Source organism: Clostridium sp. TF11-13AC (assembly GCF_003481065.1).
In the GTDB taxonomy this organism is placed as follows: Bacteria; Bacillota; Clostridia; order Lachnospirales; family Lachnospiraceae; genus Otoolea; species Otoolea fessa.
On record NZ_QUKJ01000002.1, the window covers coordinates 352,277 to 378,231 of the forward strand.

Annotated in this window: 23 protein-coding genes and 1 riboswitch; all 23 genes read left to right on the plus strand. The window is 49.2% G+C overall.

Annotation, left to right across the window (positions count from 1 at the left end; all coding sequences use genetic code 11):
- Positions 1 to 57: 57 nt before the first annotated feature.
- The 23 genes from DXD12_RS05880 to DXD12_RS05995 all read left to right on the plus strand — a co-directional run bounded on the left by DXD12_RS05880 (position 58) and on the right by DXD12_RS05995 (position 25,760).
- Positions 58 to 1,020: a DNA-directed RNA polymerase subunit alpha gene (locus DXD12_RS05880; protein ID WP_107000788.1), complete on the plus strand. Its 963-nt coding sequence runs from the start codon at positions 58 to 60 to the stop codon at positions 1,018 to 1,020.
- 178 nt (positions 1,021 to 1,198) lie between these two features.
- On the plus strand, positions 1,199 to 1,735 hold the full coding sequence (locus DXD12_RS05885) for a L17 family ribosomal protein (protein WP_022360547.1): 537 nt from the start codon (positions 1,199 to 1,201) through the stop codon (positions 1,733 to 1,735).
- 390 nt (positions 1,736 to 2,125) lie between these two features.
- Positions 2,126 to 3,433 carry a SpoIVB peptidase gene (spoIVB, locus tag DXD12_RS05890; RefSeq protein WP_338126546.1) on the plus strand — a complete coding sequence of 436 codons (1,308 nt, stop codon included), beginning with the start codon at positions 2,126 to 2,128 and terminating at the stop codon, positions 3,431 to 3,433.
- Positions 3,434 to 3,647: 214 nt separating this feature from the next.
- Positions 3,648 to 3,723, plus strand: a riboswitch (cyclic di-GMP riboswitch).
- 428 nt (positions 3,724 to 4,151) lie between these two features.
- Positions 4,152 to 4,958 (plus strand): sporulation transcription factor Spo0A, encoded by an 807-nt coding sequence (gene spo0A, locus DXD12_RS05900; protein WP_117796494.1) that lies wholly within the window; start codon positions 4,152 to 4,154, stop codon positions 4,956 to 4,958.
- A gap of 207 nt (positions 4,959 to 5,165) precedes the next feature.
- Positions 5,166 to 5,834 (plus strand): hydrolase, encoded by a 669-nt coding sequence (locus DXD12_RS05905; protein WP_107000785.1) that lies wholly within the window; start codon positions 5,166 to 5,168, stop codon positions 5,832 to 5,834.
- A gap of 387 nt (positions 5,835 to 6,221) precedes the next feature.
- Positions 6,222 to 7,667 (plus strand): glycogen synthase GlgA, encoded by a 1,446-nt coding sequence (glgA, locus tag DXD12_RS05910; protein ID WP_022358456.1) that lies wholly within the window; start codon positions 6,222 to 6,224, stop codon positions 7,665 to 7,667.
- 77 nt (positions 7,668 to 7,744) lie between these two features.
- Positions 7,745 to 8,206, plus strand: coding sequence for a divergent PAP2 family protein (locus tag DXD12_RS05915; protein WP_117796491.1), 462 nt, complete (start codon positions 7,745 to 7,747; stop codon positions 8,204 to 8,206).
- Between the two features lie 99 nt (positions 8,207 to 8,305).
- The gene (locus tag DXD12_RS05920) at positions 8,306 to 8,962 is read left to right on the plus strand and encodes a Maf family protein (protein WP_118469080.1); all 657 of its coding nucleotides are present in this window, start codon (positions 8,306 to 8,308) and stop codon (positions 8,960 to 8,962) included.
- A gap of 393 nt (positions 8,963 to 9,355) precedes the next feature.
- Positions 9,356 to 10,351, plus strand: coding sequence for a peptidylprolyl isomerase (locus DXD12_RS05925; protein ID WP_107000783.1), 996 nt, complete (start codon positions 9,356 to 9,358; stop codon positions 10,349 to 10,351).
- A gap of 149 nt (positions 10,352 to 10,500) precedes the next feature.
- A complete protein-coding gene (locus DXD12_RS05930; protein WP_118637953.1) occupies positions 10,501 to 11,361 on the plus strand; it encodes an energy-coupling factor transporter ATPase in 861 nt (286 codons plus the stop codon).
- A gap of 2 nt (positions 11,362 to 11,363) precedes the next feature.
- Positions 11,364 to 12,227, plus strand: a complete 864-nt coding sequence (locus tag DXD12_RS05935) for an energy-coupling factor transporter ATPase (protein WP_107000782.1) — start codon at positions 11,364 to 11,366, stop codon at positions 12,225 to 12,227.
- Entirely contained in the window at positions 12,224 to 13,024 is an 801-nt protein-coding gene (locus tag DXD12_RS05940; protein ID WP_107000781.1) for an energy-coupling factor transporter transmembrane component T, read from the plus strand. Before DXD12_RS05935 ends, DXD12_RS05940 begins: the two co-directional genes overlap by 4 nt.
- A gap of 150 nt (positions 13,025 to 13,174) precedes the next feature.
- On the plus strand, positions 13,175 to 14,077 hold the full coding sequence (locus tag DXD12_RS05945; RefSeq protein WP_107000780.1) for a LysR family transcriptional regulator: 903 nt from the start codon (positions 13,175 to 13,177) through the stop codon (positions 14,075 to 14,077).
- A gap of 170 nt (positions 14,078 to 14,247) precedes the next feature.
- Positions 14,248 to 15,873: a nickel ABC transporter substrate-binding protein gene (gene nikA / locus DXD12_RS05950; protein ID WP_118481853.1), complete on the plus strand. Its 1,626-nt coding sequence runs from the start codon at positions 14,248 to 14,250 to the stop codon at positions 15,871 to 15,873.
- A gap of 11 nt (positions 15,874 to 15,884) precedes the next feature.
- Complete coding sequence (opp1B, locus tag DXD12_RS05955) at positions 15,885 to 16,826, plus strand: nickel/cobalt ABC transporter permease (protein ID WP_117796486.1); 942 nt, start codon at positions 15,885 to 15,887, stop codon at positions 16,824 to 16,826.
- The gene (gene opp1C, locus DXD12_RS05960) at positions 16,826 to 17,650 is read left to right on the plus strand and encodes a nickel/cobalt ABC transporter permease (RefSeq protein WP_107000778.1); all 825 of its coding nucleotides are present in this window, start codon (positions 16,826 to 16,828) and stop codon (positions 17,648 to 17,650) included. Before opp1B ends, opp1C begins: the two co-directional genes overlap by 1 nt.
- Positions 17,647 to 18,501 carry an ABC transporter ATP-binding protein gene (locus DXD12_RS05965; RefSeq protein ID WP_107000777.1) on the plus strand — a complete coding sequence of 285 codons (855 nt, stop codon included), beginning with the start codon at positions 17,647 to 17,649 and terminating at the stop codon, positions 18,499 to 18,501. Before opp1C ends, DXD12_RS05965 begins: the two co-directional genes overlap by 4 nt.
- Complete coding sequence (locus DXD12_RS05970) at positions 18,489 to 19,271, plus strand: dipeptide/oligopeptide/nickel ABC transporter ATP-binding protein (protein ID WP_118637955.1); 783 nt, start codon at positions 18,489 to 18,491, stop codon at positions 19,269 to 19,271. Before DXD12_RS05965 ends, DXD12_RS05970 begins: the two co-directional genes overlap by 13 nt.
- A gap of 50 nt (positions 19,272 to 19,321) precedes the next feature.
- On the plus strand, positions 19,322 to 20,323 hold the full coding sequence (locus DXD12_RS05975) for a succinylglutamate desuccinylase/aspartoacylase family protein (protein ID WP_118637778.1): 1,002 nt from the start codon (positions 19,322 to 19,324) through the stop codon (positions 20,321 to 20,323).
- A 157-nt stretch (positions 20,324 to 20,480) separates the two neighbouring features.
- Positions 20,481 to 21,512, plus strand: coding sequence for a tRNA pseudouridine(38-40) synthase TruA (truA, locus tag DXD12_RS05980; protein ID WP_118637780.1), 1,032 nt, complete (start codon positions 20,481 to 20,483; stop codon positions 21,510 to 21,512).
- A gap of 2 nt (positions 21,513 to 21,514) precedes the next feature.
- Positions 21,515 to 22,942 (plus strand): sodium:solute symporter family protein, encoded by a 1,428-nt coding sequence (locus DXD12_RS05985; protein WP_118293461.1) that lies wholly within the window; start codon positions 21,515 to 21,517, stop codon positions 22,940 to 22,942.
- A gap of 61 nt (positions 22,943 to 23,003) precedes the next feature.
- On the plus strand, positions 23,004 to 24,320 hold the full coding sequence (locus tag DXD12_RS05990) for a HAMP domain-containing sensor histidine kinase (RefSeq protein ID WP_117796482.1): 1,317 nt from the start codon (positions 23,004 to 23,006) through the stop codon (positions 24,318 to 24,320).
- A gap of 75 nt (positions 24,321 to 24,395) precedes the next feature.
- On the plus strand, positions 24,396 to 25,760 hold the full coding sequence (locus DXD12_RS05995) for a sigma-54 dependent transcriptional regulator (protein ID WP_107000771.1): 1,365 nt from the start codon (positions 24,396 to 24,398) through the stop codon (positions 25,758 to 25,760).
- Positions 25,761 to 25,955 lie beyond the last annotated feature (195 nt).

Sequence of the window (25,955 nt, forward strand, 5' to 3'; positions counted from 1 at the left end):
CCGAGACTACAAGAGTATGGCAGACCCTCAAAAATGTTCCCAAAAGGAGGGGCTATCGTGTTCGATTTTGAAAAACCAAAAATTGAAATTGCTGAGATTTCCGAAGACAAAAGATATGGCAAATTTGTGGTTGAACCGCTGGAAAGAGGCTATGGTACCACATTAGGCAATTCTTTAAGAAGAATTATGCTTTCCTCTTTGCCTGGTGCAGCAGTAAGTCAAGTGAAAATCGACGGCGTTTTGCATGAGTTCAGTTCTATCCCTGGTGTAAAAGAGGATGTAACTGAAATTATCATGAACATCAAGAGTCTGGCGATCAAAAACAGCAGCGAGACGAATGAGCCGAAGACGGCTTATATCGAGTTCGAGGGCGAAGGCGTCATCACAGCAGCTGACATTCACGCTGATTCTGACATTGAGATTTTGAATCCGGACCAGGTCATCGCTACATTAAGCGGCGGCGCGGACAGCAAATTCTACATGGAGCTGACGATCACGAAGGGCCGCGGCTACATCAGCGCAGATAAGAACAAGAGTGAAGATCTTCCGATCGGAGTTCTGGCTGTTGATTCTATCTACACACCGGTGGAGCGTGTCAATATGACCGTTGAGAACACCCGTGTGGGTCAGGTGACAGATTATGATAAGCTGACATTAGATGTATACACAAATGGAACGCTGGCACCAGACGAAGCTGTCAGCCTGGCAGCAAAGGTTCTGAGCGAGCATCTGAACCTCTTCATTGACCTTTCCGAGAATGCCAAGACCGCAGAGGTTATGGTAGAGAAGGAAGACAACGAGAAAGAGAAAGTGCTTGAGATGAACATCGACGAGCTGGAGTTATCCGTTCGTTCTTACAACTGTTTAAAGAGAGCCGGAATCAATACAGTGGAGGAGCTGTGCAACCGCACACCGGAAGATATGATGAAAGTCAGAAATCTGGGCCGCAAATCCCTGGAAGAGGTTCTTGCAAAACTGAAAGAATTAGGTCTGCAGCTCAACCCGAGCGAAGAGGCTTAAGATACCGCGTGGGTGGACGTGCTTTGCAGTGCGTCCCTTTCATGCAGATACGGGGACGGGTAAGTCCGAATGGCACAGGTCCCTGCATAACCATCAAACAATTATATTTTATATAGCAGACATTCAGTAAGTCCAAAGGGCATGAGTGTCGGCTTCCGCAAATGGAGGAGAAAGAATCATGGCAGGATATAGAAAACTTGGAAGAACTTCCAGTCAGAGAAAAGCAATGCTGCGCAGCCTGGTAACCGCACTGTTATTCAACGGCAAGATCGTTACCACTGAGGCAAGAGCAAAAGAAGTGAAGAAGATCGCTGAGGGTCTGATCGCTCTGGCAGTAAAAGAGAAAGATAACTTCGAGACCGTTAAAGTTACCGCTAAGGTAGCTCGCAAAGACGAGAACGGCAAGAGAGTAAAAGAAGTTGTTGACGGCAAGAAAGTTACCGTTTACGACGAAGTAGAGAAAGAGATCAAGAAAGATAAAGCTTCCAGACTTCACGCTAGAAGACAGATGCTGAAGGTTCTCTACGATGTAACAGACGTTCCGACTGCAAGAGCAGGCAAGAAGAAAAACACTAAGAAGGTAGATATGCCGGCTAAGCTGTTTGATGAGCTTGCACCGAAGTACGCTAACCGCAATGGTGGTTACAGCCGTATCGTTAAGATCGGTCAGCGTAAGGGCGACGGCGCTATGGAAGTTCTGTTAGAGCTGGTATAATTTAGATAGATTCGTTTGTTTAAGTTGTATCAAATCTTCGTTCTTTTACGCAAGTTTTGAATCATAAGATGATTTTATACCCCCGGTTTGGGAGACAGAGAAATCTGTCTTCTGAACCGGGTTTTTTGACGTTAGAATGGAATTTTTCAGGTTTTCCATTTACCTTGAGAAAAAGTCAGGGTTTTAATAACACTTGAATGAAAAAAATAGAAAGAATGGCGCAAAAATAGCAGACTGAATTTTACGGTTTTCCGCATACTAGGATTAAACGATTTTATCGAACAAGTTCTTGGATTCAAACAGAGTGTACATCTGCATTTCGTTGAGATTCGCCGCAGTGCGGAATCTACGGAACGGGGGAGGTACATAAGAGTAGAAGGAGGAAAAACCGTGCGAAAAAACTCTGGTATGTGGAAAACAATAAGTCGGAAGGAAAAACTTCGCCGTGTTCTGCTGATAATCTTTGGTGCGGGGGTCATTGCGCTTGCCGGTGTGTCTTATCAATATGTGAAGAACGCGGTTCCCGACCGCATCAATGTGGTGGTGGATCGGCAGGAGCAAGTTCGCTTTGGGCTGCCGTTTCGGGCATTGCTGGAAAGTGAGAGCGAGGAGGTGGTTCTAAACGGCAGCTCTAAAATTCCGTCCGACCAGATCCATCTGCAGCTCAACCAGCCCTTTTCCATCTATTCTGAACAGGAGGGAACGTACCGTTTAAGTCTCAAACTCTTTGGAATATGGAAATTAAAGGATATCGAGGTAGATGTGTCGGACGTCCAGTATGCGGTTCCCTGTGGGCTGCCGGTGGGTATTTACATGAAATCCGATGGACTGATGGTGATTGGAACCGGAAGGGTGACGGCACAGACGGGGGAAGTGATAGATCCGGCGGACGGGATCCTGCGTTCTGGAGATTATATCGAGGCAATCAACGGGACGCCGGCGACGGACAAGAAAGATATGATACGGGCGGTCAAGGAAGCGGGAAATATGGCTCTGACACTTTCAGTGCGCCGCGAGGGAGAGACGATGGATGTACAGATGACGCCGGTACAGACGCAGGAGGGAGACTATAAGCTGGGGCTGTGGATCCGCGACGATACGCAGGGCATCGGTACGATGACCTATGTATGTGCTAACGGCGCGTTTGGAGCGCTGGGACACGGTATCAGCGACGGCGACACGGGACTTCTGGTGCAGACCTCCGGCGGCGAACTATACGATACGGAGATTCTGGGTGTGGAGAAGGGAAGTTTCGGAAAGCCGGGCGTGATGTCGGGCGTTATTTACTATGGAAATCAGTCGCGGCTGGGAAGTGTGGAGGCGAATACGGATCAAGGCATTTTCGGAACGGCAAATCCGCGCTTTTTAAGCCGGGTAAAGAACCCTGCAATTCCGATCGGTTACCGTCAGGACGTCAAAAAAGGCCGTGCCTGCATCCGCAGCAGCGTGTCCGGGGAATTGAAAGACTACGAGATTGAGATTCAGAAAATAGACCACTCTTCCAACCGCCACAATAAGGACATGGTCATCCGCGTAACCGATCCGGAACTTCTGTCCCTGACCGGCGGGATCGTCCAGGGCATGAGCGGCAGCCCCATCATCCAGAACGGAAAACTCATCGGAGCAGTCACGCACGTTTTTATTCAGGATTCGACGCGAGGGTATGGGATTCTGGTGGAGAATATGCTGGGACATTGAATCTGGATGCAAAGTAACTGTTTACAAGTGGGAATTTTCTGGACTGAAAATTCCATATGATACAGTTCTGGCAGCAGATTTTGCCGATTTTGAATACGCAGCATCGGCAAAATCCTGTTGCTGGGCACACGTGTGTGAACAGTAACATGCAAAGTACAAAGTTTTTGCTCTCTTTATTGACAGGATATAAAAAAAGCGTATATAATAGAGCAAATTACATATTTGGCAAAACAGTTGAAAAGCTGCGACGCAAAGCTATAGGGCCTGTAAAATGGCAGCCAGTTGCATTAACACGATAACAGAGTATGTTATAGTTGTATGGCTATGGCGTAACTCTGTTTTTTTATAGGAATTTATCGAAACTTGATCTGCAAAGATGGAATTTTCATGTTCATAAACCGGTCGTGGAGGCTTTTTAATTGCGTGTATTTTGTGTGTCTTTCGACCGGAATCGGTAAAACGTGGTGATAAGGGATCGTTAGATAGGCGTATGGCGGCTGGGCGGTAGAAGGTTTATAGCGGAATCTTAACAGATACGGTTAGCTACAATACATGCTTATATATAGTTTGCATCTTGTGTAATTTATTTTGCATCAAAAGAATTGATAGACAAAATGAGCGTTGAGTGTCGAACTGCGCGATCAAAACGAGTTGAAACTTGTTAAAAAAAGAATTTATAATTATTTTAATCATCACAGGTGCCGAGGAGGAGAATATTATGGCAGAAATGAAGATTGCGATCGCAGAGGATAATCGTCAGGCATTGGATATGCTTGGAAATATACTGGAAAGTGATAAGGAGATTCAGGTGGTCGGAAAAGCGGAAAACGGAACCGATGCCTATAATATGATCGTAAAGACAAAGCCGGATATTGTATTTCTGGACGTAGTGATGCCGGGAATGGATGGAATTTCGGTTATGGAGCGCATCAAGACAAATCAAGACTGTTCAGCTGACACTTCCTTTGTTATGATTACAGCTGCGAGCAGCGAGAATCTGACAGCGGATGCTTTTCGGATGGGCGCCTGTTATTACATAGTAAAGCCATTTTCGAAGGAGGCGGTTTTAGACAAGGTACATCGCCTGAAGAATTACAGGAACCGCGCTTCGACCCTGGCGGGCAACCGGAAGGTGGAGCCGTATATGGTGTCGGCGGAATATGAAAGACAGAATCTGGAGAGCGATGTGACGCAGATTCTGCATGAGATTGGGATTCCGGCTCATATTAAGGGATATCAGTACCTGCGGGATGCGATTATTTTGTCAGTCAGTGATAAAGAAATGCTCGGTTCTGTGACGAAAATCCTGTACCCGACCATCGCCAAGAAGCGCCAGACCACTTCAAGCCGTGTCGAGCGGGCAATCCGCCACGCGATTGAGGTCGCATGGAGCCGCGGCAAGATGGACACGATCAACGATCTATTTGGATATACCGTCAGCACAGGGAAAGGAAAGCCGACCAATTCGGAATTTATCGCATTGATTGTTGATAAGATTTGCCTGGATTATAAGCGGGATGTATAAAATCGTGCGGTGCTTTTTGGAGCCGAAAGTGCTGTAAGACTTTTTAACACGATTGTAACACATTTATGAAAGTGACTGATTGCATGGGTAAATGTGTGTATGATAAGATAAAGGGGAAATAAAAGATGCAGGACTGAAAAACTGCCCCTGTATAAAACAGCTGGACAGAGAGGTCAGGAAAGCAGCTAAAAGAACGGAGAATTGCCTATGAAAAAAAAAGTACCGGCGTACAATGGAACCCTGCGGGATCACACGATTATGTGTCCGTATTGTATCAGTGAATGTTCAGGAATCCGCATCTTTGGAAAGCGTATCAAATCGATCGCCTTCTCAACGGATGTGGCAATCATCAAAAATATCAACGCAGATGCGATCATCGCAGTTTATCCGTTTACTCCGCAGGCAGCTATCTCACAGTCGATCATCAGCATCTCGGATGTGCCGGTGTTTGTCGGGGTCGGCGGCGGTCTGACCGGAGGAAAGCGTTCCGTCCGTCTGGCGCTTCAGGCAGAACATCAGGGAGCTTACGGTGTAGTGGTCAACGCGCCGATCGCGGATGAGGTCATCACGGAGATCAAGCAGGTGGTCGATATTCCGGTCATTGCGACGATTGCTTCGGTTCACACGGATGTCCGCCGCAAACTGAAGGCGGGAGCCGATATTTTAAATGTATCAGGCGCTGCCGCCACCGCATCGATGGTAGCCGAGATCCGGAAGGAGTATCCGGACGTTGCCATTATCGCGACCGGAGGACCGACTAACGAATCGATTTTGGAGACGATCGAGGCGGGCGCCAATGCGATCACGTACACGCCGCCGTCCAACGGCGAGCTGTTTGCGCGGACGATGAAGAAATACAGGGAGATCAATCCCTGATTATACAAAAGCCGGGGCCGAAGAGAAAACATAATTTTCTTTTCGGCTCCGTCTTTTATTTTTGTTTCATAGGAAATTGCGTCCTATGAAACAAAAAAACGCTCCGCGAGGATGCGCACTCGCGCGAAGCAGAAACATGTCGCAAGCGACCGCGCTCGGCGCGAGAATGTGCCAAGGCACATTCTTTTTCATGCGGTAAAATTTATAATTCATCCGGTACTATGCAAAATATCCAATTCAGAAAATACAGTCTGCAAATCGGAACTATTTGTCATATATTTCCCGATTTTTTTCTCTGTCGCCTACTTTCTAATTCCCTGATTCTATTGTATAATAATTTTAATAGGGTGCCGGATCGCGAGCGGGCACGGTTGGGAGGTAGTAGCTATGAAGAATATTCTATTTATTGCATCGGAGGCGGTTCCATTTATCAAGACAGGAGGTCTGGCAGACGTTGTCGGATCTCTTCCAAAATGTTTTGATAAGCAGTATTTTGATGTGCGTGTTATGATCCCGAAGTATCTGTGCATCAAAGAGTCATTCCGCAATGAAATGAAGTATGTGAACCATTTTTATATGGATTATCTGGGACAGAACCGGTATGTGGGCATCCTGGAATATGAATATGAGGGCGTGACCTTCTATTTTATTGATAATGAGAGTTATTTCTGGGGTGATCGCCCGTATGGGGACTGGTATTACGATCTGGAGAAGTTTTCTTTCTTCTGCAAGGCGGCTCTCTCATCCCTGCCGGTGATCGGCTTCAAGCCGGATGTCATCCACTGCCACGACTGGCAGACGGGACTTATCCCGGTGCATCTCAAGGACAAATTCCACGGCGGCGAGTTCTTCCGGGATATCAAGTCCGTCATGACGATCCACAACCTGAAATTCCAGGGTGTGTGGGATGTGAAGACAATCCAGCATTTCTCTGAGCTGCCGGACTACTATTTTACACCGGATAAGCTGGAAGCTTACAAAGACGGCAATATGTTAAAAGGCGGCATCGTATACGCGGATGCGATCACGACGGTCAGCAACACCTACGCGGAGGAGATTAAGACTCCGTTCTACGGCGAGGGACTGGACGGTCTGATGCGTGCGAGAAGCAACAGTCTGCGCGGTATCTTAAATGGTATTGATTACGATGAATTTAATCCGGAGACAGATAAACGGATCGTACAAAATTATAACGCAAAGACATTCCGCAAGGAGAAATCCAAGAATAAAAAGGCGCTGCAGGCGGAGCTGGGACTGGCGCAGGACGAGAAAAAGTTCATGATCGGTATCGTCTCCCGTCTGACCGACCAGAAGGGACTTGACCTGGTACAGTGTGTGATGGATGAGATCTGTACGGAAGATGTACAGCTGGTTGTGCTGGGAACCGGAGATGAACGGTATGAAAATATGTTCCGCCACTATGACTGGAAGTACAATGATCGTGTTTCCGCTAATATTTATTATTCGGAAGATATGTCGCATAAGGTATATGCAGCCTGTGACGCATTCCTGATGCCGTCGCTGTTTGAACCATGTGGGCTGAGCCAGCTCATGGCGCTTCGCTACGGAACCGTGCCGATCGTGCGTGAGACGGGTGGCCTCAAGGATACTGTATGGCCATACAATGAATACGATGGAACCGGAACAGGATTTTCCTTTGCTAACTACAATGCACATGAGATGCTCGACTGCATCCGCTATGCAAAATACATCTATTATAATAAGAAGCGCGAGTGGAACAAGATCGTAGACCGCGGCATGGCGGCTGATTTTTCCTGGCAGACATCGGCTGGAAAATATCAGGAATTGTATGACTGGCTGATAGGATATTAATGACGGACCGAGTGATTTAGGACAGTGGCATATGTGTGGAAGAAAACAGAGGAATTAAGATAGTACAGGAGAGAAACATGACTTTTTTTCAGGAATTGACATCAAACCAGACGCTGATGACCGGCGTGACCGGGTGGGTGGTCGCCCAGGTGCTCAAGACGATTCTGGACATCGGGCTGAACCATTCGTTCAACCCGGAGCGTCTGATTGGATCCGGCGGTATGCCGAGTTCCCACTCATCCACTGTATGTTCGCTGGCAACGGCGGCGGCGCTGCGGTACGGAGTGGGAAGCTTTGAATTTTCCATCAGCTTTATTCTGGCGATGGTTGTTATGTATGACGCGATCGGTGTCCGGCAGGAGACAGGAAAGCAGGCAAGAGTTCTGAACCGCCTGCTTTTCGATGATTTCCTCAAGCTGGACGGCGTGGTATTACAGGAAAAATTGAAGGAATACGTGGGGCATACGCCGATACAGGTAGCAGCAGGCGCGATTTTAGGCATTTTGATTGCATTTATTCTCGATCCGATGTTCATATAACGAACATCGGATCTTTTCATTTTGGCTGATAGATGGTATAAATATAGGGATAACGTGTATTTAAGCGTTAAATGAAACTGAGGAAATGAGAACAGAACAATGGAACAGAGAAGAGACATAGAAAATATCAAACCAGCCTGCCGGTTAATTCTGGCGAGTGCGTCTCCGCGCCGCAGGGAGCTTTTGGAGCGGATTGGGCTGAAACCGGAGATTCATCCGAGCACTTTGGAGGAAAATCCGCTCTGTACGGAACCGGCGCAGGTTGTGATGGAACTGGCGGGACAGAAGGCGCGCGATGTGATGGCGCAGGTGCGTGAGGAGGCGCGGACGACGGGAATCCTATTTTCCGGGATTATCATTGGTTCCGATACCGTTGTCAGTGTGGATGACGAGATTTTAGGAAAACCGGCGGATCGGGATGAGGCGCTTGAGATGATCGGACGGATCCAGGGGCGCAGCCACAGTGTATACACGGGCGTGGCGATCCTGACTGAGGATCGGGAGAGCTGCTTTGCGGTTGAGACGCGGGTGGATGTATATCCGATGAGCGATGCGGAGATCGAGGCGTATGTAGACTGCGGCGAGTCGATGGACAAGGCGGGTGCATACGGCATTCAGGGAAGTTTTGCCGCGCATATCCGCGGAATCGATGGTTCTTACACGAATGTGATGGGGCTGCCGGTCGGAAGGCTCTATCAGGAATTGAAGCGGATCTGCCCGGAGAAGATAGAAGATCTGCTCAAGCATACGGCCTGAGGTGGATGGCGGATGGAAAGAAAGTTACTGTTCACGGGTAGGCACTTTTGGAACCGAAAGTGCCGTAAGAAAACGTGGTGGCAGACCGTGAACCAGAGTGGAAGGATTGACAGAACGCAGCGCTGCTGGTCATATGTGTGAACAGTATTCAAGTCGAACGTCCGTGAGACTTGGCGCGTGATTCTGGTCAGCGTAAGCTGACATATTCTTTACAGAATCACTGCGCATCCTCGCGGAGCGTTTATCTCAGTCGGAGACAAGGCTTCCACTGAGACAAATTTGCTATTACTCACCACCTGAAGAGGTGGGAGTCTTCTCGACTGAGATAAATCAGCCGCTCAGAGAGAATATGTGACAGGAATTGCTAAAATATGCAGGAGAAAGGGAGTATCCATGCAGAAACAGAAAAGGAAGACAAACCATATCCACCGGGCGGCGTGTGCCCTGCTTGCGGGGCTGGCGCTCAGCCTGGGGCTTTTGACTGGATGCGGCTCGGACGGCAGCACGATCGTGGTGGGAAAGAAGAATGAAAAGGGTTATTCCCGCGCGGAAGTGATGGTGATTGCCATGACGGAGAAAAAACGCTATGAGGAGGTCTGTACGGATCAGATCTGGGGCGTTTCAGTTGGAGAAAAGGGCGATGATTTTGAAACGTATCTAAAAAAACAGATCCGTTCGTTTATGGATGAGCTGAAAATCATGAACCTGCTGGCAGCCGATCGGGGGATTTCCCTGACTTCAGAGGAGCGGGCGGCGATGGACCGGGCAGCAGCCGAGTATTTTGGGCGTCTGCCGCAGTCGGCGATTGACTCGATGGGCGTGACAGAGGCGGATGTCCAGCATATCTATGAGGATTATGGTCTGGCGGAGAAGCTGGCGGGACAGCTCACGGACAATGTGGCGCTGGAGGTCAGCGACAGTGAGGCAAAGGTGATCCATGTCAGTCAGATAAAGACATCGGATGAGAGCGAGGCAGACGCCTTCCAGCGGGCGGCATCGCAGGAAGATGCCGATTTCCAGTCCTGTGCCGAGGAGGCGGGGCTGACGGTGAGTGACCGGGTGCTGGGGCGCGGTGATGAGTCGGATGCCTATGAGAAAGAGGCATTTTCCCTTGCCGAGGGCGCAGTCAGCCAGGTGATCCATGCGGACGACGCGTACTATGTGCTCAAATGTACGGACGATTATGACGAGGACGAGACGGCGGCGCGCAAGGAGCGCATCTACGAGGAGCGGAAAAAACGCGCCTTTCAGGAGATCTACGACCGGTTCAGCAATACGATCTCCGTTTCTTACAGCAGCGGGCTCTGGGACAGTCTGGATCTGACCTCGGAGTTCGAGAAAAATGACGCGGATTTCTTTGAGATTTACGCGGAATATGCGATCAAATAGGTAGTCTGTACCTGGGGCGGGTGGATAAAAAGTAAACTTATTTTTAAAAAAGGATAACAATTCGGAACAACCGCTTGACTACCGGGGAAAATTCTTCTACAATGAACGGTAATGTCCGGTCAGGCGGACATACTGTGGAGGAAAAATACATGAATATCATAAAAGCGGTCAATCTTGTATTTGATTATATAAGACGCGATGAAGAGGGGCAGGTAGAGGAAGTAAAGCGCGCCCTGGATCATGTGAATCTGGAGATTGAGAAAGGCAGCTTTGTGGCAATCCTGGGACACAATGGTTCCGGCAAGTCCACATTTGCCAAGCAGATCAATGGCATTTTGAGCCCGACTGACGGTACGCTTTTTGTATCGGAGATGGATACGAGGGACGAGGCGCATCTGTGGGATATCCGCAAAAATGCGGGCATGGTCTTTCAGAACCCGGATAACCAGATCATAGGAAATATAGTGGAAGAGGACGTCGGATTCGGTCCGGAAAATATCGGAGTTCCGACCGAGGAGATCTGGAAGCGAGTGGATGAGAGCTTAAAGGCAGTCGGGATGACGATGTACCGCAAGCAGTCCCCGAACCATCTGTCCGGCGGACAGAAGCAGCGTGTGGCGATCGCGGGCGTCATGGCGATGAAACCAGAATGTATCGTGCTCGATGAGCCGACGGCGATGCTCGATCCGAACGGACGCAAGGAGGTTATCCGCACCGTCCATGAGTTAAACCGGGTGGAAGGAATCACGATGGTGCTGATCACCCATTATATGGAAGAGGTGGTCGATGCAGACCGCGTGATCGTCATGGATGACGGTCATATCGTGATGGACGGCACGCCGAAGGAGATTTTCTCCCGCGTGGAGGAACTAAAACAATACCGGATGGATGTGCCGCAAGTGACGGAGCTTGCGTGGGAGCTGCAGAAAAAGGGAATTCCGCTTCCGGATGGAATCCTTCGTAAATCGGAGCTTCTGGACGCACTGGTACCGATTTTGAAAGAGGAATAGAGATGGCAATACAGGTAGAAGATTTGTGCTACACCTACGGCGAGGGCACGGCGTTAGAGCGCCAGGCATTAAAGCACGTAAGTTTTGAGATTCAGGACGGCGAATTTGTCGGTCTGATTGGTCATACCGGATCGGGAAAATCGACCCTGATCCAGCATTTAAACGGTCTGATCAAGCCGACCAGCGGCGACATTAAGTATCAGGGTGTCAGCATTTACAGCCAGGGTTATAAATTAAAGGATCTGCGGAGTAAAGTGGGGCTGGTGTTCCAGTATCCGGAGTACCAGCTCTTTGAGGCAGATATTTTTACAGACGTCTGTTTCGGACCGAAAAATCTGGGGCTTCCGCAGGAAGAGGTGGAAAAACGTGCCCGCCATGCCTTAAAGCTGGTCGGCATGGATGAAAAATTTTATAAGCAGTCCCCGTTTGAACTTTCCGGCGGACAGAAACGCCGCGTCGCGATCGCGGGTGTACTGGCGATGCGTCCGGAGATGATGATCCTCGACGAGCCGACGGCGGGACTCGATCCGCAGGGGCGCGATGAGATTTTAGGTCAGATCGAGCGCCTGAACCGGGAGCACGGGCTGACGATTTTGGTAGTTTCCCACAGCATGGAGGACATGGCGCGCTACGTGGACCGCATCATGGTCATGAACGACGGCGTGAAGATGTTTGACGATACGCCGAAGGAGGTATTCCGCCATTACAAGGAGTTAGAGGCGATCGGTCTTGCCGCGCCGCAGATCACTTATGTGGTGCAGGGACTTCGGGAGCGCGGGATTCCGATCGACGACACGATCACGACGGTAGAAGAGGCGCGGGAGGCGATTCTGGCGCTGTATAACAAGCGGAGGGAGAAACAATGATACGGGATATCACAATCGGACAGTATTATCCGGTCGAATCAGTGGTTCACCGGCTGGATCCGCGTACCAAGCTGTTTGGAACGCTGATCTACATTATTTCATTATTTTTCGCGGACAACCTGCTCTGCTATGCAGTGGCAACCGTATTTCTGGCGATGGCGGTCCGCACCTCACGCGTACCATTTAAATTTATCGTGCGAGGACTCAAGGCGATCGTGTTCCTGTTACTTATCAGTATCAGCTTTAACCTGTTTCTGACGAGCGGACGGGTTATTTTCCAGATTGGATTTTTAAAAGTGACGCATGAGGGCTTGCGGCTGGCAGTTTTCATGGGTCTGCGCCTGATGTATCTGGTGATTGGTTCCTCTGTCATGACGCTGACGACGACCCCGAACCAGCTTACGGACGGCTTGGAGCGGAGTCTGGGATGCTTGAACCGTCTCCATGTGCCGGTGCATGAGATCTCGATGATGATGTCGATCGCGCTGCGCTTTATCCCGATTCTGATTGAGGAGACGGATAAGATCATGAAGGCACAGATGGCGAGAGGCGCTGATTTTGAATCTGGCAATCTCGTACAGCGGGCAAAGAGCATGATCCCGATTCTGGTACCACTTTTCGTATCGGCGTTCCGCCGCGCGACGGATCTGGCGATGGCGATGGAGGCGCGCTGCTACCGGGGCGGAAGTGGGCGCACGAAGATGAAGCCGCTGCATTATGAGAGGAGAGACCGGATTACCTACTTGATTCTTCTGGCTTATCTGGGAATTGTGATTGTACTGCGGATCGTTTTTTAGCGAAAAAGGGGTTACTGTCCGCGGGTAGGCACTTTTGGAACCGAAAGAGAGGTGCATAGGCTGTGCAAGCTGTGTGCCTCTTGATTTTTGTATTTTGGTTAGTTACAGCTAACATAAGGTGGAATGGAGAACAACAGAAGGAGGACTTCAATGGAATTAAAACAGCTTGAATATTTTATGGTTGCCTGTGAAAAAGGTAGTTTTAATCAGGCAGCAGAATGCCTATACACATCCCAACCGAATGTCAGCAAGGTGATCGGGATGCTGGAACAGGAGCTGGGGCGTGCGTTATTTGAGCGGACAAGCAGAGGGCTCAGGGTTACCCCATATGGAGAAACGGTCCGGGAGTATGCACACAATATTTTAAATCATGTGAGTCTTATTAACTCGCTGGCAGAAGATACGCAGGAACGGAAATTTACCGTTTCTACCTACCCGAGCAACATGATTGCGAGGCTTCTGACAGATTTTTATAAGAAATATGGCTGCGAGTGCCAGATTTCCCACCGGGAAGGCAGTGTGGAGGAGATTAGTGATCAGGTATCCCAGGGAATTTCGGAGTTGGGGATTGTGTATGTAGCACAGAAACAGGTTCCGGCATTCCGGCATATTTTGTCCCACAAAAAATTGTCTTTTCAGGAACTGGATGTCAAACCTGCCTGTGTTTATGTGGGACCAAATCATCCGCGTTATGAGGATGAGAGTATCGATTTTACCGAGCTTCCGCAGTTAAAATTCGTCAGCGGAATCCGGGATTTTTTCTCAATGGAGCATCATTTAAACCATGTGAGCCTGGGAGCGATCAGCACGGATATGCTGAATACGGTTGTACATACCAATAGCGATCATATGACAATGAATCTCCTGATGCAGAGCGATATCTGCAGCCTGGGAATTGATTTTTTATATGAGGATTATAAACAATATCCAATCCGTAATCTGAAGATCCGGAATAGTGAACCATTTCTGGTAATCGGATATATTTACCAGAATGAAGAAAAGCTGAGTGCGGAGGCAGCGTGGTTTTTAGAACATTTCAAAAAAATGCTTTAATTGTTTAGATATAACAAATCGTTATAGCAATCCCCCTGTAAAACGATAGTGGTTAGTTGTGCGTAACTATGTTATCCTTTTATCTGCCGGTAAAAACGAATTGTTTTAACAAAGTAGATAAAAGAGATGCAGGCTTTCAAACTTGCGTCAGGCATAACAGGAGGACATATATGAAAAAAAGTAAAAGACTCATAGCGGCAGCTGGTGTTCTTTCCGTGGCTGTCTTGGCTGGATGTGGCGGAAACGCTTCAAACAGTACAGAAGGGACAAAATCAGAGCAGAGTGCATCGGCAGAGAGCACGAAGGATGAACTGGTATTTGTTAATTATCGGGATATCCGTGATCTGAATCCACATCTGTATGCAGGTGAAATGTATGCACAGGAAATGCTCTACGAGACCTTAGTCAATATTACAGAAAATGGGTATGAGGGCTGCCTGGCAGAGAGCTGGGATATCAGTGAAGATGGAAAGACCTACACGTTCCACATCCGTGATGGAGTGAAATTTTCGGACGGAGAGGTGTGTGACGCCAACGCGATCAAGGCAAACTTTGATGCAATCATTGAAAACAAAGATCGTCACACCTGGCTGGAAATGATGAATCTTCTGGTTGGGGTTTCGGCTCCGGATGATAAAACCTTTGTGATCGAACTGTCGGAGCCGTACTATCCTCTGCTGACAGAGTTGGGAGTTACCCGTCCGTTTGCAATGATTTCTCCGAAGGCGATGAAGGACGGAAGCACAAAGGATGGCGTAAACGAATACATTGGAACAGGTCCATATGTCCTGACCGATTTTGTGACAGATGAGTATGCAGTATTTGAAGCAAACGAAAACTATTGGGGGGAGCAGCCGTCCATCAAAAAGATTACGGTAAAAGTAATACCGGATAATCAGACGCGTATCATGGCACTGGAAAAAGGGGAAATTGATCTGATTTTCGGTAAAAATATGATTGATGCGGATGCAATTAACCAGTATACGGGAAATGACAATTTTACGGTTGCGTTATCGGATCCGACCTCGACCCGGCAGATTGTACTGAATACAACCCGTGATATTCTGGATGAGAAGGAAGTGCGTAAGGCACTTCAGCATGCGACAAACAAAGCAGCGATTTCAGAAGGTATTTTTTATGGTCTGGAACAGCCGGCGGATACACTGTTTGCATCTACCGTTCCTTACTGCGATATCAATCTGACCCCATATGAGTATGATGTGGAAGAAGCAACGAAGATGCTGGAGGAAGCAGGCTGGACGTTGGCTGGAGACGGCGTACGTGAAAAAGACGGCCAGAAAATGGAACTGGAGCTGCTTTATAACAGCGATAGTGTGACGGAAAAAGCGATTGCGGAGTACCTCCAGAGCGAATACCAGAAGCTGGGTGTCTCCCTGAACATTCATGGAGAGGAAGAACAGTCTTACCGTGATAGTATGAAGGCTGGAAACTTTGACATGGTATTTAATATCTGCTGGGGAACTCCGTATGACCCGCAGTCCTCCCTGGCGGCGATGCGCGCTCCGGTTTATGGAGATTTTGCGGCACAGCAGGGACTGGAAGATAAGGCAGATATCGATGATGCGATTACAGAGATCCTGGTTTCCACGGATGAAGAGCGCCGTCAGGAGCTGTATACATTTGTGCTGACCCGTCTGCATGAGGATGCGGTCTATATTCCGCTTACTTATGAGTGCAATAAGGCAATCTACCGTTCGGATCTGCAGGGCTTCCATTTTACGCAGACTCAGTATGAGGTTCCGTTCGCTGATTTCTATTTTGGAGAGAAGAAATAAAGGAAAAATAAATGAAACAATATATCATAAAACGAATCCTGTCGGCAATTCCGCTTCTTATTATCATTTCGTTTGTGTGTTTTGTGTTTATTAACCTGATACCATCCGATCCGGCGGAGGTGGCACTGCGCATCCGCCAGGTACCGATTATTACAGAAGAAGCGGTGGCACAGGTAAGGGCGGAACTTGGATTGGACAAACCATATCTGATACGATATATTTCCTGGCTGGCTGACTGTCTGAGGGGAGATTTTGGAATCAGTTACGTCAATCCGAGCCGTACAGTTGCGGGCGAACTGATGCGCTGTCTTCCGGCGACTCTGCAGCTTGCGGGTGTATCGTTTGTGATGGTTCTGGTACTGAGCATTCCGATTGGAGTGCTCTGTGCCGTTTATAAGGATGGTGTGTTTGACCGCATCATGCGGGCGATTGTTTTTATGACAACGGCGATGCCTGCATACTGGGTAGGGCTTCTTCTGATCTGGCTGGTTTCGATCAAGCTGGATCTGCTTCCAACGAGCGGAAGCGGGAGCTTTAAACACCTGATTCTGCCATCGTTTACGGTATCATTGAGTTATATATCGACGTATATCCGCCTGATCCGCAATAATATGTTGGAAAACATGAAACAGGATTATGTTCTCTATGCCAATGTGAGAGGCATTCCAAACCGGCAGATTCTTCTTAAACACATTTTGAAAAATTCGATGCATACTTGTATTGTAGCGATCGGAATGAGCATACCGCAGCTGATTTCCGGAACGATCGTTGTTGAGAATGTATTTGCCTGGCCGGGGCTTGGGACACTCTGTATCAGCTCGATTTTTAACCGGGATTATCCGGTGATCCAGACGTATGTGCTATTGATCGGAGTACTATTTGTCGGATTTAATTTATTATTTGATATTCTTCAGACAATTTCAGATCCGCGTCTTAGAAAGGAGAGTCATTGATGGTAGGACGATTGATTCGAAACCGGGCGGCCGTTGGAACGATTGGTCTGGTGCTTATCGTGGCGCTCATAGGGATCTTTGCACCGTTTATCGCACCGAATGATCCGTATGCAACGGATATTTTAAATAAATTTGCCGGATTCAGCCAGCAGTATCCACTTGGTACCGATAATCTGGGACGGTGTATTTTGTCGAGAATGATTTATGGAATCCGTCCGACGCTGGGGCTGGCAGTCCTGACCATGCTTGGAACGATTGGCCTGGGAGCGTTGATGGGACTTTTGGCAGGTTATTTCCGCGGGATCGTGGAAGAGGTGATCATGCGAACCGTCGATGTAATGCTTTCATTTCCGAGCCAGATCATGGTGTTTGCAGTGGTAGCCCTGTTGGGAATCAGCGTGCAGAATGTAATTCTGGCCAATGTGTTTATTAAATGGGCCTGGTATGCGCGGATGATCCGGACAGGTGTTATGCAGTATCGTGACCGGAACTTTGTGCGCTTTTCACGATGTATAGGAACACCAGAATCTTTTATATTATTTCGCCATCTTGTACCGTCAATTGCGGCAGATCTGGCAGTTTTATCCTCTCTGGATGTCGGATGGGCGATTATCAATATTTCAACCCTCTCATTTCTGGGACTGGGTGTACAGGCACCGACACCGGAATGGGGAGCGATGCTGAGCGAGGCGAAGAATGTCCTCACCAGCAATCCGGTACAGATGCTGGTTCCGGGAATTGCGGTGGTAATTCTGGTAGCAGCGTTTAACCTGATGGGAGATGCCCTGCGGGATGTGCTGGATCCGAAGGAGGTGCAGAAATGAGCCTGAATCATGAGCGGGTGCAGCCGATTCTGCGGGTGGATGGACTGAATGTAGAACTGAAAATCAGAAATAAACAGAAAAAATTGGTCGAGAATGTAAGCTTTGAGGTAGAGCCGGGGCAGTGCCTGGGTATTCTGGGAGAATCCGGAAGCGGAAAAAGCATGACGGTAAAAGCAATTCTGGGACTTCTGGACCGCCAGTTCCGGATAGAAGGACAGGCATGGTTTGAGGGAAAGGATCTATGCCGGGCAGGACGGGATGAACTGCGGCGGCTGCGTGGGCAGAAGATAGGCATGGTTCTCCAGAATCCGATGACCTGCTTTGATCCACTTTACCGGATTGGAAGCCAGATGGCCGAGACCTTTGCAGCCCATACAGATTGGGATCGGGCAAAGATCCGGGAGATTTCCCTGGAAGTATTGGAAAAAATGAGAATTCATAATCCGGAGGAAGTGCTGGGGCAGTATCCACACCAGCTTTCCGGAGGAATGCTTCAGAGAATCATGATTGGGCTGGCACTGGCGATGAAGCCGGCACTTCTGGTGGCAGATGAACCGACAACGGCAATCGATGCCATCACCCAGGCTGAAATTTTGAAGGAATTTCAGCGGATCAAGGAAGAAAGTCATACGGCGATGATATTTATCTCCCATGATTTGGGGGCGGTTTCGAAGATTGCGGACGAGATCGTCGTGATGAATGGAGGAAAACTGGTCGAACAGGGCGATTTTGAACATATCTTAAGGCATGCAAAGGATCCGTATACACGGATGCTTGCAGAGACACGGCGCTCGGTCATGGAGCGCTACCGGCTTTGCCTGGATAATCAGGAGGAATTATGCTTGAATTAAAAGATATATGTGTCAGCTTCCGGAGTGAGCGTCAGGATAAATTGTTTGGAACCTCCAGGGACCAGGTGCTGTTTGACGTATCTTTGCAGGTGGAAAAGGGAAGCTACCTGGGGATCTTAGGAGAAACCGGAAGCGGAAAATCGACGGTTGGACGTGTCCTTTGCGGACTTTTAAAACCGGATTCCGGGCAGGTGCTTCTGGATGGGGAGGAGATTTATCGAAACCGTCAGGGGAGAAAGAATCTGCAGAAGAAAATCAGTATTGTTTTTCAGGATTATACAACCTCGGCGAACCCGCGTTTCCGTATACGGGATATTCTGGCGGAGGGACAGCGGGCAGCAGCACGTAAAAAGGGAATCCGGAAGCTTTCAAGAGAGAAAATAAAAAAAGGTGCCGGAGAGCTGATGGAGATGGTGGGACTAAGTGCAGATTTTCTGGATCGATATCCCCATGAATTGTCCGGCGGTCAGCTCCAGCGAGTCTGCATTGCCCGGGCGGTAGCCTGCGAACCGGAGATAATTCTGTTCGATGAGGCGATTTCATCTTTGGATGCACATACGCAGGTGCAGGTTATGGATCTGCTTATAGATTTAAAGGAGAAACTGAATCTGACGTATGTATTTATTACGCATGATTTGACGTCGGTTACCTATCTGTGCGATGAGGTGCTGTTTTTATACCGCGGACATATCACAGAATGCCGTCCAGTCCGGGAGCTGGGAAAGACAACGGATGAATATGCGCGCAGGCTGCTGCAGGCGATCGTTTAGATGGAATTGAGTAAAAGGAGCAGAAAAGTTCTCAGAACAGGAAATAGAACATGAAAATATATGAAACGAAGGTGGAGGCAGGCACGAAGCAGTGGCTGAAAATTCCGGTGGATGAGGAATGCAGCCTGAAAGCGGCGGCTTTCTGTGGTTCAAGACCGGGAAAACGGTTGATTGTTACAGCGGGGGTACATGGCTGTGAGTACATAGGAATTCTGGCAGTTTCCCGTCTGATTCAGGAACTGGATCCGAGGCAGATGAAGGGAGAGGTTGTATTTCTTCCGATTGCTAATGAAGGTGGATTTTATAAGGAAATCAAGCAGCTGGTACCGGAGGATGGTGTCAATTTAAATCGGGCATTTCCGGGAACGGAAATGGGAAGCCGGTCAGCGAAGATAGCAGCAGCTGTGGAAACGTATCTGTATCCAGATGCGGACTTCCTCGTGGATCTCCATAGTGGAGATATTCACGAGATGGTAGTTCCGTTTGCCTTTTTTCCGGTGGCAGCAGGCGAGACGGTAGAAAAAAAGGCGGCTGCAGCGGCAAGAGCGATGTCTTTGTCGTGGAGAGTGGCATCAACGGCGAAAAATGGTCTGTACAGCTGGGCAGCGCAGAAAGGAATCCCGGCTCTTCTACTAGAACGGGGCGGACTGGGGCGTTGGACAGAAAGGGAAGTGGATGCATATCGGATAAATCTGTATGAACTGTTGGTTCACCTGGATATTTTGCCAGAAAGTATTCTGGAATCAGTCAAAGGAATGAATTTAAAAGCTTCAGAAAGCTCCCCGGAATCAGAGATGCTTCCGTCCGGGAAAATAGAGCAAAAGGAGATTCGGACCATGCGCTATCTGGAGGCACCGGGAAATGGATTCTGGTATCCGGCTATCCGGGAAGGAAGCTGCCTGAAAAAAGGAGATTTACTGGGAGAAATCCGGCGGCTTGACGGCAGCCTGATGTATCGTTATGAATCAGAGCTTGACGGTATGGTCTTTTACTATACCTTGTCACTGGGGGTAAGTGAGGGAGAACCGCTGGTAGCATATGGGGAATGCTAAGAAAAAAGCATCTTTGGATGAAAGGATCCAAAGGTGCTTTTTGCATAGGAAAAGACGGTCAATGAAAAAATATCTGTCAAAGAAAGGGGATTATATGGTATGATAAATAGCAGAAAATAGATTTTTGAGGATAAATAACAGAAATAGAGGAATATATATGAGACGAATTAAGCTAGTGGTTTCCTATGACGGAACTGCCTACTGCGGGTGGCAGCTCCAACCCAACGGAGTGACCATTGAGGAGGTGCTGAATCAGGCACTTTCTTCTCTTTTAAAAGAGGATATCCAGGTCATCGGGGCCAGCCGGACGGATTCCGGAGTCCACGCCATGGGAAATGTGGCAGTTTTTGATACAGAAAGCCGGATTCCAGGGGATAAGATCTGCTTTGCACTCAACCAGCGTCTGCCGGACGATGTGCGGATCCAGGCATCGGAGGAGGTGCCCCTTACCTTCCATCCACGCAAGGCAAACTGCGTGAAAACCTATGAATACAAGATTTTAAACCGCAAGATCGATATGCCGCTGCAGCGCTTATACAGCTATTTCTGCTATTTCAATCTGGATTTAGAGAAAATGCAGAAAGCGGCATCCTATCTCATCGGCGAGCACGATTTTAAGAGCTTTTGTACGGTGCGGACCCAGGCGGAGGAGACGGTGCGGACCATCTACAGCTTAGATATCACCAAGGTAAATGACCTTATTACCATCCGGATCAGCGGCAGCGGCTTTCTCTACAACATGGTCCGCATCATCGCCGGGACGCTGGTTAAGATCGGCATGGGCGTTTACCCGCCGGAGAAGATGGAGGAGATTCTGGAGGAGAAAAACCGAGCGGCAGCAGGTCCTACGATCCCAGCACGCGGGCTGACGCTCGTAAGCCTGGAGTATGAAAAAGAGCTGGCACCGTACCTGGAGGGCGAAAATAAGCACTGGCACTATGTGCTCGATCAGAGAAATGTCCCGGAGAAAGGGCTTGCATACCTCACGATCGAGCGCTGTGAGCCGGAAGAGCTTGACGGCGTGCTGCGCCGCGTGATCCATCAGGCATACCGAAACGGCGCGAAACGGGTGTTTGTGCGGGATACGTTTGGAGAAGAGGGGAGCATCTGCGGATATTACCGGCTGAGACGGCAGCCGGAGACGGAAGAAGGCTGGCTGGAAGCCGTCTACGAGAGTGAACATCGGTGAGCATGAGTAGAACATTTGATTATCTGGTCTGTTTCAGCGTCTATTCGCTGATTATCCTGATTATAGGAAAATCATCGTTCGGTGAGAGCGATTCGATAGGGAAATTTTTTATCGGAGAACGGAAATGCGGGTTCTGGCGGCTGTTTTCCACCTTCGTCGGGACCTGGGTGTCCGCTGCGACCATTCTGGGATACACGGGCAATGTTTTTGAAAATGGAACCTCCGTGATCGCTGTGACGGTTATCCCGTGGTTCATCGGCGCGGGGCTGCTGTATCTCATCAGCGGCCGTATCTATGACTGCGACATGCTCACGATCCCGCAGTTTATCGGGGAGCGCTACCATTCCCGCTTTCTGCGTACCTGCTGTGCGCTGCTGCTCTCGGGCGGTTACGTTTTTTATCTGGTGATCCAGATCAAGGGATTTGGAATTGCGGCGGCGACGCTTTTAAATATCGATTATAAAGTTGCAATTTTTTTGGTTTATCTGTTTATTCTGTATTCTACCTTTGGAGGATTCAATTCGGTTACCAAGACGGATGGCGGAAACCTTATCATGCTCACGATCAGTATAGTGGTTGTCTATTTTGTCGTGGTCGGAGGAATAGAGGGAAGCGGATTTCTGACAAACGCGGAGGTGTTTAGCCGAAATGCGGCGGGCAGCGGGACGGACAGTTTTGGAAATCTGATGAAAGATTACAGCCTTACCATGTACCTCACGATGTTTTTTGGCTGGGGTATGGGGCTGGCAGCGAACCCACAGTATCTGATCCGGATTGTGGCGGCAAAGAGCCGTGAGACGGCGCGGAAAGTCCTGATCTGTTCGCTGGTGTTCTTGACATTTTTTTATTTCTGCCTGACCCAGATCGGTCTGGGGCTTCGGATCCTGTTTCCTTATCTGTCCTATTACTTCGGATCAGACGATATTTTTGTCTACGCAATTAATTATTTGCTCCGATCACGGTTCAGCGGATTTTTCTTAATCAGCGTGATCGGCGCGTGCATGTCGACGGCGAACTCGCAGCTGCTTCTGATTGGCTCGATGATGTCCTACGATGTGGCGGCGCAGTATGGAAAATGGAAGAAAACAGAGGACCGTATCCTGGGGCTGACCCAGCTCTTTATCTTTCTCGGCGGAACGCTGGCGCTTCTGCTCTCCTTAAATCCACCGTCCAACAGCCTGTTTTTCGGCGCGGATATCTGGGGATTGTTTTCAGCAATTCTGACGCCACTTCTCTACGGTACGCTTTATTATAAGCGGGCAACGAGGACGGGCGCATGGGCGGCATTTGTGACAGGGGTAACCGGGACGGTGCTGCTTCAGCCACGCGAGCTGCCGGTTTACTGGGGGTTTCCGGTGACGCTGTGTTCGACCCTGGTTTTTGTCCTTGCCCCGGTGCTGGAGAGTATATGGAAAAAACGTGCTTGCTAAAGGCGGGCATTTGGAAACATGAAGCTGTCAGACAACAGCGAGAAGGAGGCGAAAACGAGCGATGAATAAATGGCTGAAACGTCTTTCAAATTGGTTTTTCCAGATTGAAAATGAGGTCATGATTCCCTTTGTTCTGGTGGGAATCCTTGTCATCGGAAGTTTCAGCGTGATTTCCTATTATAATGGCTACACGATGCAGAAAAACAGCGAGCTGGAGCTGGCGGATACGCTGTTTGAGGATGTAAACCGCGATCTGCATTTTCTGGAAAAGCGTCTGCCGGAGGAGGAGATCGCGGAAAAATACCGGAATTTTGAGCGCGGGCGGATTCGGATTCTGGATCGTGACGGTGAGGAGATCACGGCTGGAACCCGTTGGGAAAACACATCGGTACTGGCAGTCAGCAAGGGGGACAATCCATTTGGCTGGCGGCTGGAGTACCGGATGGATGAGAGAATATTCGGGGAACGCATCTTAGAGCAGCAGAGCTATTTGGTAGTCGGCGCGATCGCGTCGCTGATTCTCATCTGCCAGGCAAGCATTTTCATTTCCCACAGTATCACGCGCCCCATCCGCCGGATGAGCCATACCTGTAAGGAAATCGAGGAAAACAAGGGCAGTTATCAGAAATACCGTTTTGAGGCGGTCAGCCGCCACGACGAGATCGGACAGCTGGCGGTTACCTTTGAGGGGCTGCTCAAAAACATGGATAATTACACGAAAATGGAATATACCAGCCGGATGGCAGCGACGCTGGCGCATGAGATCAAGAACCCGATCGCGGGCATCCGCTCCGGCATTCAGCTTTTAAAGGGCAGGACGGTCAAGGACGGCGATAAAATGCTCTGTGACAGCATGATCCATGAGATCGACCGTGTCACGGCGCTGATCATGAACCTTCTGACTTTGTCAATCCGGCGTGAATCACCGAAAACGGAGATTTCTGTGACCGGTGTTTTAAAGGAGATCGGAATGATCTATGCGAAAGGACCGGACAGCCGCCGCGCATCGCTTTTTGTGGAGGCAGAAGAGGGACTGAGGGCGTGTCTCAATGAAAATGAGTTTCGCCAGATCATTCACAACCTGATCAGCAACAGCCTGAGGGCGCTGGTACCGGACCGCGAGGGACAGATTAAGCTTATGGCAGCCGCGCAGGAGAAAGAAGTGATTGTGACGGTGCGGGACAACGGAAAAGGCATGACGGAGGAAGAAGTCTCCAAGGCGCTGGAACCATTTTATACAAAGAGCATCAACGGAACCGGGCTTGGGCTCTCAATCGTGAGCCGCCTGGTGGAGTCAAATGGAGGAACGATGGAGATCGTGAGCAAGCCGGGGGTAGGGACAGACGTGGTTTTAAAATTTCCGGGGAAAATGGTATAGTGTGACCATTTAATGAGGTATTTCACGAATTTAGTATTTAGAGTATAATGTTATGAAACAGGGAGGAGGATGCACATGGATCGAATTTTGATTGTGGACGATGAATTTCTGATTCGCTATACACTGGAGGAAGGACTGAAAGACAGGGGATATGACGCCTATTCAGCCGCAACCGTCGAGGAAGGGCTGGAGTTTGTCAGGAAATATCATCCGGGTGTGCTCCTTCTCGACAATCTCCTCGAAAACAGTGTCGGGATGGATGAGATTGTCAATTTCAAAAATGCAGATGAGGAACTGCAGGTCATCATGATGACGGCGTACGGTTCCGTCTCCCAGGCGGTTGAGGCGACGAAGCGCGGTGCATATGATTATATTTTAAAGCCGTTTGATGTGGATGAGATCGATATGCTGATCAAGCGGTGTCTGGAGCAGAAGCGCAACCGGGATTCACTCGTCTTCCTGAAAGGCGATGTGCCGCAGTTTTTAGGTGTCAGTGAGGCAGCTGCCCGGATCCGGCACCTTATTCAGGTGCTTGGGGAAAATTTGTCGGTCAATGTACTCCTGCGCGGGGAGACGGGAACGGGCAAGGAAGTTGTGGCGCGGCAGATTCATGCGAACAGCGCCCGCAAGGATAACCTGATGGTACGCATTAACTGCGGTGCGATTCCGGAAAATCTGATGGAGAGCGAGCTCTTTGGCTACGAGCGCGGCGCGTTTGCGGGGGCGCTCAAGACGAAAAAGGGCTTGATTGAGCTGGCGGACGGCGGTACGGTCTTTTTGGACGAGATCGGCGAATTGCCGATGGCGATGCAGACGAAACTTCTGACCTTCCTGGATGACCGGAAATTTAAGCGGATCGGCGCGCTGGAGGACACGGCGGTTGATGTTCGGATCATTGCGGCGACGAACAGAAATCTCGAGGAGGCGATCAAGGCGGGGCAATTCCGGGAGGATCTGTTCTACCGGCTGAATGTTATGCAGATCGAGATTCCGCCGCTTCGTGACCGGCGCGAGGATATCCCGGTGCTCTGTGACTATTACCTTGACTATTATAATAAAGCCTTTGCCCGCAATATTGAAAAAGTGGATCCGGATTTCATGCGGGAGCTGCTCTTGTATGACTGGAAGGGCAATGTCAGGGAGCTTAAAAATATTTTTGAGCGCTGTTTTCTCTTCAGCCAGGGAAATATCCTGGAAAAACACGTGGAGCTGGCGCCGGTCGAGCGGGAGGCAAGGCCGGAGAGCGGGGACTGCATCTATCTGAAAGATCTGAAAAAAGGACCGATCGACCTCGAGCAGGAGGTCGCGGCGCTGGAGAAACGATATATGTCGGAGGCGTTGAAACTTTCCGGCAATAACCTGACGCGGGCGGCGGCGCTGCTCGGTGTCACCCGGTTCTCAATGAAACGGAAGATGGAGCGGGAAGACGGGGAGAAGTAGAAAAAGCAGAAAAACTGTATCAGGAGGAAGGACGAAAACGGTTGTCTGGTAAACCGGGTGCAGGAATGAATGGTAAAAAGGTGCAAAAAATCACATCGTGCAAAAACGCACGCCTAAAACGTGCGTTTTTGCACGATTTTTGTATATAAATTAAATTATTTTAAAAAATATTAAAATTATGATTGAAAAATACAT

Coding starts and splice junctions, on each gene's coding strand:
- DXD12_RS05965 (WP_107000777.1), top strand. CDS start 17,647: ATGAGCCTGAATCATGAGCGGGTGCAGCCGATTCTGCGGGTGGATGGA.
- DXD12_RS05930 (WP_118637953.1), top strand. CDS start 10,501: ATGAATATCATAAAAGCGGTCAATCTTGTATTTGATTATATAAGACGC.
- DXD12_RS05975 (WP_118637778.1), top strand. CDS start 19,322: ATGAAAATATATGAAACGAAGGTGGAGGCAGGCACGAAGCAGTGGCTG.
- DXD12_RS05970 (WP_118637955.1), top strand. CDS start 18,489: ATGCTTGAATTAAAAGATATATGTGTCAGCTTCCGGAGTGAGCGTCAG.
- DXD12_RS05925 (WP_107000783.1), top strand. CDS start 9,356: ATGCAGAAACAGAAAAGGAAGACAAACCATATCCACCGGGCGGCGTGT.
- DXD12_RS05920 (WP_118469080.1), top strand. CDS start 8,306: ATGGAACAGAGAAGAGACATAGAAAATATCAAACCAGCCTGCCGGTTA.
- glgA (WP_022358456.1), top strand. CDS start 6,222: ATGAAGAATATTCTATTTATTGCATCGGAGGCGGTTCCATTTATCAAG.
- opp1C (WP_107000778.1), top strand. CDS start 16,826: ATGGTAGGACGATTGATTCGAAACCGGGCGGCCGTTGGAACGATTGGT.
- DXD12_RS05935 (WP_107000782.1), top strand. CDS start 11,364: ATGGCAATACAGGTAGAAGATTTGTGCTACACCTACGGCGAGGGCACG.
- opp1B (WP_117796486.1), top strand. CDS start 15,885: ATGAAACAATATATCATAAAACGAATCCTGTCGGCAATTCCGCTTCTT.
- nikA (WP_118481853.1), top strand. CDS start 14,248: ATGAAAAAAAGTAAAAGACTCATAGCGGCAGCTGGTGTTCTTTCCGTG.
- DXD12_RS05885 (WP_022360547.1), top strand. CDS start 1,199: ATGGCAGGATATAGAAAACTTGGAAGAACTTCCAGTCAGAGAAAAGCA.
- DXD12_RS05995 (WP_107000771.1), top strand. CDS start 24,396: ATGGATCGAATTTTGATTGTGGACGATGAATTTCTGATTCGCTATACA.
- truA (WP_118637780.1), top strand. CDS start 20,481: ATGAGACGAATTAAGCTAGTGGTTTCCTATGACGGAACTGCCTACTGC.
- spo0A (WP_117796494.1), top strand. CDS start 4,152: ATGGCAGAAATGAAGATTGCGATCGCAGAGGATAATCGTCAGGCATTG.
- DXD12_RS05945 (WP_107000780.1), top strand. CDS start 13,175: ATGGAATTAAAACAGCTTGAATATTTTATGGTTGCCTGTGAAAAAGGT.
- DXD12_RS05940 (WP_107000781.1), top strand. CDS start 12,224: ATGATACGGGATATCACAATCGGACAGTATTATCCGGTCGAATCAGTG.
- DXD12_RS05905 (WP_107000785.1), top strand. CDS start 5,166: ATGAAAAAAAAAGTACCGGCGTACAATGGAACCCTGCGGGATCACACG.
- DXD12_RS05985 (WP_118293461.1), top strand. CDS start 21,515: ATGAGTAGAACATTTGATTATCTGGTCTGTTTCAGCGTCTATTCGCTG.
- DXD12_RS05915 (WP_117796491.1), top strand. CDS start 7,745: ATGACTTTTTTTCAGGAATTGACATCAAACCAGACGCTGATGACCGGC.
- DXD12_RS05990 (WP_117796482.1), top strand. CDS start 23,004: ATGAATAAATGGCTGAAACGTCTTTCAAATTGGTTTTTCCAGATTGAA.